The following is a 12,327-nucleotide window of genomic DNA, read 5'->3' on the forward strand; positions in this document are numbered from 1 at the left end:
GCTTATGCTAGAAAATGGAGGTTCAAAAGATGGTATTATACTTCTCAGGTACAGGGAACACAGAATATATAGCAAAAATGATTGCTGAAGGATTGGGGGATGAATGTGTAGATTTATTTGATAAAATTAGGACTAATGATACATCTCCATTATATTCAGAAAAAACATATGTAATTTGTGCTCCTATATATGTTTGTGCATTGCCCATATTTTTAATGAAGTACTTAAAGTCAATAGAATTTCAGGGAAATAATAAAGTATACTTTGTTGTTACCAGTGGAGGTTATTGTGGTAGTGCAAAGGTTCAAGGAAAATTCTTTGCAAGGAAGAAAAATTTGAAATTCTTAGGTTGTGCAGATTTTGTTATGCCAAGAAATTATGTTGCTAATGATAGATATGAAATGGATAGTGAAGAATTAATTCATTCAAAAATTTCAAAATCCACTGCAAAAGTTAAGGAAGTTGTTAAAGCTATAAAGAATGAAAAGAAGCTCAAATCCCGTCATGTATGGCTTTTTGAAATTTTAATTATTACTCCTTTTGCGCCGTTGTGGACAAAGTATAAACTAGTAGCAAAGGATTTTTATTCTACAGAGTCCTGTGTAGGATGTGGAATTTGCAAAAAGGTTTGTCCCTTAAATAATATTGAACTTGTGGATAAAAGACCTAAATGGGGAGGTAGCTGTACTCATTGCATGGCTTGTATTTCTAAATGTCCTAAAAAAGCAATAGAATATGGAAATAAAACTCAGGGAAAACCAAGGTACCTTTTGAAAAATTATGTGCCTCTTAGGAAAGTAAAATTATAACTGATAGGAAAATTATATGTAAATCTTCTTAATAAGGAGAGGAAAATAGCTACTAAATTTAACCCTTGATATGTATGAATATATCAAGGGTTTCTAGTAAAGTTAAGTCTTAAATTAAGTAAGGTTAGTCAGTTAGTTACATAAACTTAATATACAAAGTAATATAATTGGCAGAAGATTAATTATGAGGAGATCTATAAATGAATGAATATGAAATAATTCGAATAAGTGATAAACCAGAACTAAAAGTCATTGGGGCAGAGTGGTTTCATCATAAGTGGGGAATTCCACTGGAGGCTTATAAAGAAAGTATTGAAGAGTCTTTAAAGGATAATACTATTGTTCCTGCCTGGTATTTATGCTTACATAATGACAAAATAGTAGGTGGTTTAGGTGTAATAGAAAATGATTTTCATGACAGAAAAGACCTTACCCCTAACGTTTGTGCAGTATATGTAGAAGAAGATTATCGTTGTAAGGGTATTGCCGGACAGCTTTTAAATTTTGTCTGTGAAGATATGAAGTCAAAAGGAATTGATACCTTGTATCTAATTACTGATCATACTGGTTTTTATGAGAGATATGGTTGGGTATTTTTGTGTATGGTTAGAGGAGATGGAGAAGAGCATATGAGCCGTATGTATATTCATAAAGCTCACAAGTGGAAGGATTGAAAAATGTTAAAAGTTTATATCACTTATTTTGTCATTCCATTGTAGTGGTATTAGTTGGTATTTGAATAACTATAGTAAAACATTAAAGGAGAGGAAATATGAATATAATCAAAATAGAAGGATTAACAGGTTGTTATCCAGAAGGGATAGAAGGCACCACAGAATGGTATTTTTGTAAAGAGGGGAAAGATAACTTTTGTGATTTATATGAGGCGGAGGAAATTTATAAAGTCAGTAAAATCTTTGGGGGTATGAATTGTCATTTGATTCATTTTCCAGAAGGAACTCTCCATAGCCCTTTTAAACTTAGAGAAAACTTATATGTAGAGAGTCCAATATGGGACAATGGGAAGATATATTTTTTAAGTGTCGATTTCAGTATGAATCTAATTCAAATTCATTGCTATTTTCCAGAAGAAAGAAGACTTGAGAGCATTAAAGAATTGCCATTAGATGTAGTGGAAGATTGTTATAATCTTAGGCTAGAGACAACACCGCTAATGCTATGCAGATCCGGTAATAATGGATTCTTTGAGATTATATGGCCGGAAAGAAAAAAGATAGAGATAGGAGATAGGGAAACTATAATATTTCGACATGGTGAAGATCTATATTTTTCTGAATGGTATGAGGATCCTGACTATCATGAAAATGTGATAATAAGAGATTTGAATACTGGTAAGGTAAAAGATAAATTTGAGGGAAATTTACTTAGATTACCTAATGAAGTATTTTGGAGGATTTGATTTAGAGCTTGAAGATAGTCTATGAAATTACAGCTATAAAATTTATTAGTAACTTAAACTTGACTAAATTACTTGAAAAATATATAATTATTCACAATTAGTGTTTGCGGGGGGACCACGCAGTGGTTGAGAAGGTAAAACCTGACCCTTTGAACCTGTTGGTTAATACCAGCGTAGGGAAGCAAATCATGTATGATATTAGTATATGATTAGGGTGCTTCTCTGTGTGGGAAAGCACCTTTTATTATTTAGTAAAGTTTTTGATTATGAAAAATTAAATATGATTAAAATTTGCGGGGGGACTACAAAGTAGTTGAGAAGGTAAAACCTGACCCTTTGAACCTGTTGGTTAATACCAGCGTAGGGAAGCAAATTATATACTACTTGTGTATGATTAGGGCGCTTCTACCTATGGTGGCAGTGCCCTAATTTTTATTATATAGAAAAATAAAAGGAGGTTTTTATGAAGACAGTTCTAACTATTGCCGGTTCCGATTGCAGTGGTGGTGCTGGAATACAGGCGGATCTAAAGACCTTTTCTGCTCATGGAGTTTATGGTATGAGTGTTATTGTTTCAGTGGTAGCAGAAAACACAAGCAGAGTACTAGATATACAGGACGTTACTCCCGATATGATTGAAAAACAGATTGATGCAATATTTGAGGACATTGAAGTTGATGCTGTAAAAATTGGTATGCTATCTACAGAAGCTTGTATGAAGACAGTATCAAAAAAGTTACAGCAATATAAGCCAAAGAATATTGTAATTGACCCTGTTATGTATGCAAAAAATGGTTGCCCTCTTATGGACCCTACTTCCATAAACACTTTGATAATGGAAGTATTACCTTATGCCGATGTGCTAACTCCTAATATTCCAGAAGCAGAGAGGATTGCGAAGATAAAAATATGCGATGTAGAAGATATGAGAAGTGCAGCAAAAATTATTCATATTATGGGTTGCAAAAATGTTCTAATAAAAGGTGGACATGCTGCTGGCAGTGCCTTAGATATTCTATATAATGGTAAGGAATTTTATTCTTTTGAAGGCCAGAGAATTAACACCAAAAACACCCATGGAACAGGATGTACTCTTTCTTCAGCTATTGCTTCCAATCTTGCTCTTGGTATGACTATGTATGAAGCAGTGGAAAAGGCTAAGAGATACATAACAGGAGCTATTGAGCATTCCTTAAACATAGGAAAAGGTCATGGGCCAACACATCATTTTTATAATCTATATAAGAATGGTTTAAAAATTTAAGATAGTGAAGGAGGTTTAATATGAATACAGTTATAAATACTTGTGCAGCTTTCTTTAATGAAATCAGGAAAAAGAATCCCTTGATTCACAATATTACTAACTATGTAACAGTAAATGATTGTGCCAATGCAGTTTTAGCCATTGGAGCTTCTCCTATTATGGCAGATGATATTGCTGAAGTGGAGGAAATTGCTTCTATGTCCTCTGCACTTGTAATTAATATAGGGACCTTAAACCAAAGAACTATAACTTCAATGATTAAGGCAGCCAAAAAAGCTAATGAAATCAATATTCCTGTAGTTTTAGATCCTGTTGGTGCAGGTGCTTCCACTCTTAGAAATAAAGCAGTAGAGGAACTTCTCTCACAAGTAAAAATAGATGTTATTAGAGGAAACTTATCAGAACTTTCCTTTATAGCAGGCTTTGGGGTTTCTACTAAGGGAGTTGATGCCTCTGAATCAGATGAAAAGTATAATGCTCTTGATATTGCTAAATTAGTTTGCGATAGATACTCTTCTATTGTAGGAATTACTGGGAAAATAGATATTATTTCTGATGGTAATAGATATGTTAAGGTAGCAAATGGGCATAAGCTTCTTTCTAAAGTAACGGGTACAGGCTGTATGACCTCTGCCCTTGTGGCTAGTTTTTGTGGAGTTACTAAAGATTTTTATGCAGCAACAGTGGCTGGAATTGCTGCTATGGGCATTGCTGGCGAGTTTGCCTATGAAAAAGCAGGAAGATTGGGAACAGGAAGTTTTCGCAATAATATAATAGATGCTTTATCGCATATGAACAGTACATATTTCTTAGAAAGGGTGAAGATAGATGAAGAGAAATATTGATTATACTCTTTACCTAGTAACAGATAGAGAGTTTATGAGTAGTGAAAAATTAGAAGATGCTGTGGAAGAAGCTATTTTAGGTGGGTGTACTTTGATACAGCTTAGAGAAAAAAAGTGCTCTACACTAGAATTTTATGAAATAGCTAAAAAAATTAAAGAGCTTACCGATAGATATAGGATACCCTTAATTATTAATGATCGAATAGATATAGCCTTAGCTGTTGATGCTGCAGGAGTACATATTGGACAAGAAGACCTGCCAGTAAAAGTTGCAAGAAAGTTAATAGGGGAGAATAAAATTCTTGGGGTATCAACCTCTAATCTTGAAGAATCTATGAAGGCCTACAATGATGGTGCTGATTACCTTGGAGTTGGAGCTATGTTCCCCACAAATACAAAGGAAGATGCAAGTGTTGTATCTATAGAGAATTTGCTGGAAATAAGAAAGCAAGTACCTATTCCTATTGTAGTAATTGGAGGAATAAATAAGAATACTATAAGACATTTTAAAGGCATAGATATAGATGGTTTTGCAGTAGTGTCTGCTATAATTGCCAAGCCAGATATAAAGTCAGCGGCGGTAGATTTTATTAATGAAATAAAAAAATTGAAATAGATAAAAGTTATTATAATGCTTATATAAGGGTTGAATACATTGTTTTTCTCTTGCTTATTTATAGGAGCATACAATGTAATTGAACCCTTATTTTTTATCAAATATTACTCAAGGTTTGATTTTATTCGTAATTTTTTTAAAATTTATTGTAAGATTATTAATCCATCTGTGTCTTATATATAGAAGATGAAAAAGTGATTGAGCTCGAGGAAATTTACAATAACTACTTTAAAGATGTCTACTTATTCATATATGGTCTATCAAAGGACAAGGATCTAGCAGAAGATTTGACCTCTGAGACCTTTGTAAAAGTAATGAAATCCATTGAAAACTTTAAAGGCAATTGTGATATCAAGGTATGGATATTTCAAATTGCCAAGAACTCTTATTATTCATACATAAGAAAGCAAAAAGATTTGATAAATCTAGATTCAGTAAGGGAAAGAAGAGCTGATTTTGATATAGAAAAATTTATGCTTTCATCGGAAGAGTCTATGAAAGTTCATAAGATTGTCCATAAACTATCTGAGCCATATAAGGAGGTATTTTCTCTACGTGTTTTTGGAGAATTAAGCTTTAAGCAGATTGGTAGTTTATTTGGGAAAACGGAAAATTGGGCTTGTGTTACTTTTCATAGAGCTAGGAGTAAAATAATAAAAGAAATGAGGGAAAATAAATGAAGATTACCTGTGAGGTTATTAAGGATCTTTTACCTCTATATGTAGAAAATATGCTCAGTGATGATTCAGTTTCTATAGTTGAGGAACATATTGAGCAATGTCAGGAATGTAAAACTAATCTAAAGGAAATGGAAAGCGGTTATCCAATACCAGCATATAGCGACAGTTCTCCTTTATTAAAGATTAAATCAAACTTACGGAAAAAGATAATTCAGGCAGTGATTCTTTCAGCTTTGATTGCTGTTATTATTTTTGCTATAACAATGCTCTACTTAACTTCGCCAGAGTATCATTACTATGAAGATAGCAGTGTAAGTATATATGAAGTTGAAAATGGCTTGCTGATGGCTGAGTTTGGTGACAATGTATATGGATATAGTATTGACAAACAGCTAACAGAAGATAGTACTGCTTATGAATATCACATTACTACATGGGATAGCATATGGAATAGATATATAAAAAAATCTAATAAAAATAACATAATCTTAAATCCAAATGGTGAAAAGATTGTTGCTGTTTATTTTTATCAGGCCTATGGAAGTGAAGACTGATTGATCTACGGTAAGGATTTGCATCCGGATGGTGGAGTTAAGACATTACCAAGACTAAGTCTTAGTTTTTACGCCTTTATTGCTCTAATACTTTCTATTATTTGTGGAGTAATTATGTTGATATTTCATGGCAATAGAAAGGTGTTTAATTCTATATCAAAAATTTTCTTATTATCATCAACCTATATATTAGCACATTTAATTGTAACAGGATTTACAAAGAAGATTTTTAATGTTACCAAGAATTTATCTGCAATATTTTTACTTACTATTCTACTATATATGGCTCTGTTAGTGCTTGTAAACTTAATTAAACATTATAAAGTAAAAAAATAATAAACTAGAGAAGGCTTTGAGTGTGAGTTAATTTTACTAATATTACTTAATAAAAGAGAGGTATAATCTAAAAGATATATTATAAAACAACTTGGATTAAGTATCCTAGTTGTTTTATTTTATTATTTAAATTTATAAATTGATTATTAATTGAAACAATGATATACTATCAATACAATACTGACATAATATGACATTAAAGTTAAATAATATACCGCTTATAGGATTCAGATTGACTATTTATTAAAAATTTAGAAAAATATTTTATATGTTGAGGAGGGGATTAAATGTCAAAAAAAGTTCAACTAGCTGTTGGACTTGGGCTTATGTTTCTTTTAATGCCCATTAATGTTTCAGCTATGCATATTATGGAAGGTTTCTTACAGCCAGCATGGTGTATAGCTTGGGGAGCAATTACTATTCCTTTCATTCTATTAGGTTTTTTTTCTATAAAAAAGACTATTACTGAAAAACCAACTTTAAAAATTATACTTGCTATGGCAGGAGCCTTTTCTTTTGTGCTTTCAGCCCTTAAAATTCCTTCAGTAACAGGAAGTTGCTCCCATCCTACAGGTATAGGTTTTGGTGCTATATTGTTTGGACCTACAGCTATGTCTGTTTTCGGATTAATAGTGCTTTTATTTCAGTCTTTACTACTAGCCCATGGAGGGTTAACAACATTGGGAGCTAATACTTTTTCTATGGCAGTAGTAGGACCTTTTGTTTCTTATGGAGTTTATAAGTTAGTTCAAAGGTTTAAAGGACCTCAATGGTTAAGTGTTTTTCTAGCAGCTGCCATAGGTAATCTTGCTAGCTATGTGGTAACTTCAATACAGCTTGCTTTAGCCTTTCCATCAGAAGTAGGAGGATTTATAGCTTCTTTATCTAAGTTTATGGGTATATTTGCAGTAACACAAATACCTTTAGCAATTACTGAAGGCATTCTTACTGTTATAATTTTTAATGTACTTTCTTCTTATGGTAAAGATGAGTTGAAAGATTTGAATCTATTGACAAGGGAGGGCTAATTTGTGGAAAGTTCGATAATTAAGCATAAAAATAAAAGATTTTTCAAAGTAAATATCATACTAATGTTAATAGTGATATTTCTAACTGCAATTCCTCTTTACATTATTAAGGATGCTGAATTTGAAGGTGCTGATGTAGTAGCACGAGATGCAATAACAGAAATAAATTCACAGTACAAACCATGGTTTTCTCCAATCTTTGAACCAGCTAGCGGTGAAATTGAAAGCTTGCTTTTTGCCCTTCAAGCTTCTATTGGTGCGGGAATAATTGGATATGGTTTAGGATTTTTTAAAGGTCGTAAAGTAAAGGATGCAGAAAATGATTAGCATGGATAAATACGCCTATAGTTCCAAGCTTAGATGTATACAACCAATGGAAAAACTAATATTTTCATTGTTAACTTTAGTAGTTGGATTATGGGCAGATAATGTATTTATTTCTATTATTATTTTTTCTATTATGCTTTATACCACCGTATATTACGGTGGTATTCCTATAAAAAAATATTTTAAGTTTCTACTTATACCTATGGGATTCTTGTTTATAAGTGTAATAACTATTGTAATAAATATATCTGAAAATCCAGAAAAATTTTTTTGGTTTTTTAGAGTAGGAAAATTTTTTATAGGGTGTTCTAAATCAGGATTTTTTAAAGCTTTGCATCTAATTTTTAAGGTTATATCATCTGTTTCTTGTTTATATTTTATATCCTTAAGCACACCTTTTATTGATTTATTATCGACCCTTAGAAAACTTAAGGCGCCAAAATTAATATTAGAAATGACAGCACTTACATATAAATTTATTTTTATAATAATGAATACAGCTGAAATCATCTTTATAGCACAAAATTCAAGATTGGGATATATAAATTTATCCACTGCATATCAATCTTTAGGAACTCTTATATCTACTTTATTTATTCGTTCATATAAAAGAGCAAAGGAGCTTTATATAGCCTTAGAATCTAGAGGCTATGATGGGGAATTGAATGTTTTAGATGAGGAATATAAAAGCAGTAAAAAGCTTTATTTTTATACTATAATTATTAATATTTTATTGATAATGATAGTTATGATTACCGAAGGAAGGGGGCTTATTTTATGAAGGATTATATTTTAGAGGTACATTCTATTAGCTTTACTTATCCTGATGGCACTAAAGCTTTATGTGATGTGAATATGAAGGTTAAAGCTGGGGAAATAACGGCAATTCTCGGGGGTAATGGAGCTGGCAAATCCACATTATTTCATACTCTTAATGGCATACTTAAACCTTCCAAAGGCCAAATTTTTTTTCAGGGTAAACCTATAGATTATTCTAGAAAAGGTCTTATTAATTTGAGAAAATCCATTGGAATTGTATTTCAAGATCCAGATAATCAGCTTTTTTCAGCTAGCGTGTATCAAGACGTGTCCTTTGGTGTAATTAATTTAAGGCTTCCTGAAGAAGAAGTAAGAAAAAGAGTAAATTATGCAATTAATAGAACTGGTATTTCTAACTTAAAAGATAAACCAACTCATGCATTGAGTTTTGGACAAAAAAAAAGAGTTGCAATTGCTGGAGTTATAGCTATGGAACCTAAAGTTATTATATTGGATGAACCTACAGCAGGTCTAGATCCAAAGGGAGCTGAGGAAATAATGACTTTTTTAAAGGAAATGCAGCAGGAGCTTGGTATATCAATAATTATATCTACTCACGATATAGATATGGTTCCTATTTTATGTGATAAGGTATTTGTAATGCATGAAGGTAAAATAGTTACTCATGGTACACCGGAGGAGATTTTTTCAGATAAAGACACCATCCGAAGGGTTAACTTACGATTGCCACATATAGGCCATATGATGGAAGTTTTAAAGGAAAAGGATGGGTTTGAGATAGAGGGTTTACCTTTAACTATTTAAAGCTAGAAAAGCTTTAAAGGCAATACTATCATAAAATATTGATATTTTGCAAATACTAATACCATGAAGCAAACAGCTATACTTTCTTATTGATGGGAATAAAACCATTTCAGATAAATATTATCTGAAATGGTCTTCGTATAATTACAATGTCTTTTATAGTACACATAATTCCTATGATACTTTAATTTTATTTAGCTGTTCTTTTAGTTTATTAGATAATACTCTTAAGTTTTGTGCAGATTCCTCTATTTGCTCTATTGTTGCTAACTGTTCCTCTGTAGCTGTTGCCATATTTACTGCTTCTTGACTACTTGTATTCGAAAAATTACTAATTTCTGACATTGTTGCAGCCATTTCTTCCATTTCAGCAGATATTTCTTGTGTAGTAGATGAAACTTCTTGGATTTGCCCTGAAGCTAGTCGAATATCATCAAATATTTGTTCTATTGTTATCTTCGTATTGTCTATTGCTTGTAGTCCTAAATCTGTTTCTTTACTCATGTGGTTTATAACATCCACATTTTTTTGAATAAGATTTATCATTTCACTTAATCTTGTAGAAATTATATTAACTGACTTAGATGTCTGTTCAGCTAACTTACCAACTTCATTTGCTACAACAGCAAAGCCTCTTCCAGCTTCTCCAGCTCGTGCTGCCTCAATATTAGCGTTTAATGCAAGTAGCTTTGTTTTAGAAGCTATATCTACTATAATATTTATAACTTCCTCCATTTCTGTTGAATATACTGCTAAACTTTCTGCAATGGATAAACTATCTGATTGAGATGTTTTTATATTATTCATCTGTTCAATGGTCTTTAATAATTGATTGCCGCCGGTCATAGCATTTTCTGATGTTACTTGCATAACATGAGCAAGATCTGATGCCGCATTAGCAATGTGATTAACCGCATTTGTTACATCGTTGAGGGCTGCATTTGTTTCATTAATTGAATCTGACTGTTTTACACTTCCTTCTGACACAATTTGAACAGATTCAGCTACCTGTTTCATAGTTTGGGAAACTTCATGTGCAACAATACTTAGTATATTTGAAGCTTCTTGGGTTTGAACAGAAATATCTTGATTCTCTTTTATAATATCTCCAACTGATATTCTCATTTGGTTCATTGCATTACCAACTTGTAATAACTCATCTTGTGTATTTAGTATAATTTCGCAGCCAAATTCACCATCTGCCATAAGTTTTGAACTATGCTGCAATGTTTTAACTGAAGAAATTACATTTATATAAAATCCAATATATAAGCATAAAACGATTAACATTAGCACTAATATCATACTAAATACAAGTATCATATGTTGTGTTAAAGCGTTTACATTTTGCTTAAGTACACTTATAAGGGTTTTTTCTAATTCTGTCATCGTGGAAGGAATAACATTAATAGTTTCGGTGCCTTCTGAAAAATAAGTTGAAGGATCCATTGTGTAATTAGATTTTAATATTATTTCTTTGGTTACTGTATCTTTATATAGAGAAGCTTTTTCTTCAGTTTCTTTTAACTTAGTTGATAATTGATTGAATTCACTATCAAAGTCCACACCTAAGCGAAGTAAGGATTGGTTTAATTCTGTCATTAACTTTTTATAAGAATTCATGTATGTATTAAGTGAAATAATTTCCTCTGTTGATGAATAACCCTTGGATAGTACTCCATTACCAGTTCCTCTTATGATTGCAATAGTTTCAGTAATACTAGGTAAGTTATTTGAATACATTTGCATCAAGTAATAGGTGATTAAATCTGAATCCAATGTCATATTGTATTCATCTGCAATAAACTTAATAGTTTCTAACAATTGTGAAATTATTTCCGAATGCATATCAAAACTCTTTGGTGCATCTATAGTATCAATGTCTTTAGTTAACGATACCCATGAGTCTTGCGCAAGCTCAAATTGCTTTTTTACTTGCGGATAATCTAACATTTGGGTATAGATAAAATCAAATTGATCATTTACACTTCTACGAATTTCTTCAATATCTTCTTCTACAGACCTATTTCCGTTTTTATATCCATTGACAAGGCCACGATGGGATTGTACTTGTAAAATAAGTGGATAAACTTTTGCTATTTTCTCTACACCTTTTCTTTCCTCGTTCATCAGTTTTATACTTTTTACTTGATAGGATATCCACATAGTCAGCAATACTACAATAGGTACCAAAAATAGTAAACTAATAAGCAAAAATTTTCTGCCATATTTAAGTTTTCCCATTAATTTTGATATAGGACTAAACAAGTTATTCATACAAATTCTCCTTTCCAAAATAACTAAATACTTGTGACAATAGAATGACTAAATTCTACTATTCAAAAATAATTTATGAGAATACAGTCCATATAGAAATTAATAGATTTTTAAGCACCATTAAATTCTAGTACAAAAAATTTAGAATTTTAACAATAATTTTAATTATATTGGTATTAATTTTGATACATCGACAAATAATTCATTCTTTATGAGATATGTTTGATAAAAGGTTTTATATTAATATGAATTTACAGGTATTCTACATATAAACCTGTACTAAAGATAGGTTCGTTTGCATGAATTTTCTGAGAAAGTATATAATTAGTTGATTATGAATATTTTGCGAATCATTTTTGCTTAGTGTTTTCTATTATATTGATTTAAAATGTCATAAAATAGAATATAATTAAAACAATTTGCGAATTTATTTGAAAATTGTGTTGATATATGTTATATTATATTATGCCTTATTTTAATTAGGTACTGTAAAAAGTTTATGAAAAACTAGCTTCAAAACTACCAACAAACTGAAGTTAGCTGCAACTAACCGCAGTTGCCCTTGACAAACATTCGCCAAATGAAGT

At 31.4% G+C, this 12,327-nt stretch carries 14 protein-coding genes and 2 riboswitches; of the genes, 13 read left to right on the forward strand and 1 reads right to left on the reverse strand.

What is annotated here, in order from left to right; genetic code table 11:
• The first annotated feature begins 29 nt into the window (after positions 1–29).
• The 13 genes from N3C_RS08030 to N3C_RS08090 all read left to right on the forward strand — a co-directional run bounded on the left by N3C_RS08030 (position 30) and on the right by N3C_RS08090 (position 9,463).
• On the forward strand, positions 30–809 hold the full coding sequence (locus tag N3C_RS08030) for an EFR1 family ferrodoxin (protein WP_074365515.1): 780 nt from the start codon (positions 30–32) through the stop codon (positions 807–809).
• Between the two features lie 200 nt (positions 810–1,009).
• Positions 1,010–1,483 carry a GNAT family N-acetyltransferase gene (locus N3C_RS08035; protein ID WP_074365516.1) on the forward strand — a complete coding sequence of 158 codons (474 nt, stop codon included), beginning with the start codon at positions 1,010–1,012 and terminating at the stop codon, positions 1,481–1,483.
• 98 nt (positions 1,484–1,581) lie between these two features.
• The gene (locus tag N3C_RS08040) at positions 1,582–2,229 is read left to right on the forward strand and encodes a hypothetical protein (protein ID WP_074365517.1); all 648 of its coding nucleotides are present in this window, start codon (positions 1,582–1,584) and stop codon (positions 2,227–2,229) included.
• A gap of 98 nt (positions 2,230–2,327) precedes the next feature.
• Positions 2,328–2,427, forward strand: a riboswitch (TPP riboswitch).
• Positions 2,428–2,514: 87 nt separating this feature from the next.
• A riboswitch (TPP riboswitch) is annotated at positions 2,515–2,614 on the forward strand.
• Positions 2,615–2,692: 78 nt separating this feature from the next.
• Entirely contained in the window at positions 2,693–3,493 is an 801-nt protein-coding gene (thiD, locus tag N3C_RS08045; protein WP_074365518.1) for a bifunctional hydroxymethylpyrimidine kinase/phosphomethylpyrimidine kinase, read from the forward strand.
• A 20-nt stretch (positions 3,494–3,513) separates the two neighbouring features.
• Positions 3,514–4,338: a hydroxyethylthiazole kinase gene (gene thiM, locus N3C_RS08050; RefSeq protein WP_074365519.1), complete on the forward strand. Its 825-nt coding sequence runs from the start codon at positions 3,514–3,516 to the stop codon at positions 4,336–4,338.
• On the forward strand, positions 4,322–4,954 hold the full coding sequence (gene thiE, locus N3C_RS08055; RefSeq protein ID WP_074365520.1) for a thiamine phosphate synthase: 633 nt from the start codon (positions 4,322–4,324) through the stop codon (positions 4,952–4,954). The genes thiM and thiE overlap by 17 nt, the downstream gene beginning before the upstream one ends.
• Before the next feature lie 194 nt (positions 4,955–5,148).
• Positions 5,149–5,634: an RNA polymerase sigma factor gene (locus tag N3C_RS08060; protein ID WP_074365521.1), complete on the forward strand. Its 486-nt coding sequence runs from the start codon at positions 5,149–5,151 to the stop codon at positions 5,632–5,634.
• Positions 5,631–6,188 (forward strand): zf-HC2 domain-containing protein, encoded by a 558-nt coding sequence (locus N3C_RS08065; protein WP_074365522.1) that lies wholly within the window; start codon positions 5,631–5,633, stop codon positions 6,186–6,188. The genes N3C_RS08060 and N3C_RS08065 overlap by 4 nt, the downstream gene beginning before the upstream one ends.
• Positions 6,189–6,524: a hypothetical protein gene (locus N3C_RS08070; protein WP_074365523.1), complete on the forward strand. Its 336-nt coding sequence runs from the start codon at positions 6,189–6,191 to the stop codon at positions 6,522–6,524.
• Positions 6,525–6,811: 287 nt separating this feature from the next.
• Entirely contained in the window at positions 6,812–7,552 is a 741-nt protein-coding gene (locus N3C_RS08075; RefSeq protein WP_074365524.1) for an energy-coupling factor ABC transporter permease, read from the forward strand.
• Positions 7,553–7,555: 3 nt separating this feature from the next.
• Positions 7,556–7,879, forward strand: a complete 324-nt coding sequence (locus N3C_RS08080; RefSeq protein ID WP_074365525.1) for an energy-coupling factor ABC transporter substrate-binding protein — start codon at positions 7,556–7,558, stop codon at positions 7,877–7,879.
• On the forward strand, positions 7,872–8,660 hold the full coding sequence (gene cbiQ, locus N3C_RS08085) for a cobalt ECF transporter T component CbiQ (protein ID WP_074365526.1): 789 nt from the start codon (positions 7,872–7,874) through the stop codon (positions 8,658–8,660). The genes N3C_RS08080 and cbiQ overlap by 8 nt, the downstream gene beginning before the upstream one ends.
• Entirely contained in the window at positions 8,657–9,463 is an 807-nt protein-coding gene (locus N3C_RS08090) for an ATP-binding cassette domain-containing protein (protein WP_074365527.1), read from the forward strand. The genes cbiQ and N3C_RS08090 overlap by 4 nt, the downstream gene beginning before the upstream one ends.
• A 174-nt stretch (positions 9,464–9,637) precedes the next feature.
• On the opposite strand, the gene N3C_RS08095 is transcribed toward N3C_RS08090, so the two are convergent.
• Positions 9,638–11,740, reverse strand: a complete 2,103-nt coding sequence (locus N3C_RS08095) for a methyl-accepting chemotaxis protein (RefSeq protein WP_074365528.1) — start codon at positions 11,738–11,740, stop codon at positions 9,638–9,640.
• Between the last annotated feature and the right edge of the window lie 587 nt (positions 11,741–12,327).

The sequence above is a fragment of the Clostridium sp. N3C genome, from assembly GCF_900095445.1.
GTDB lineage: Bacteria > Bacillota > Clostridia > Clostridiales > Clostridiaceae > Clostridium_AU.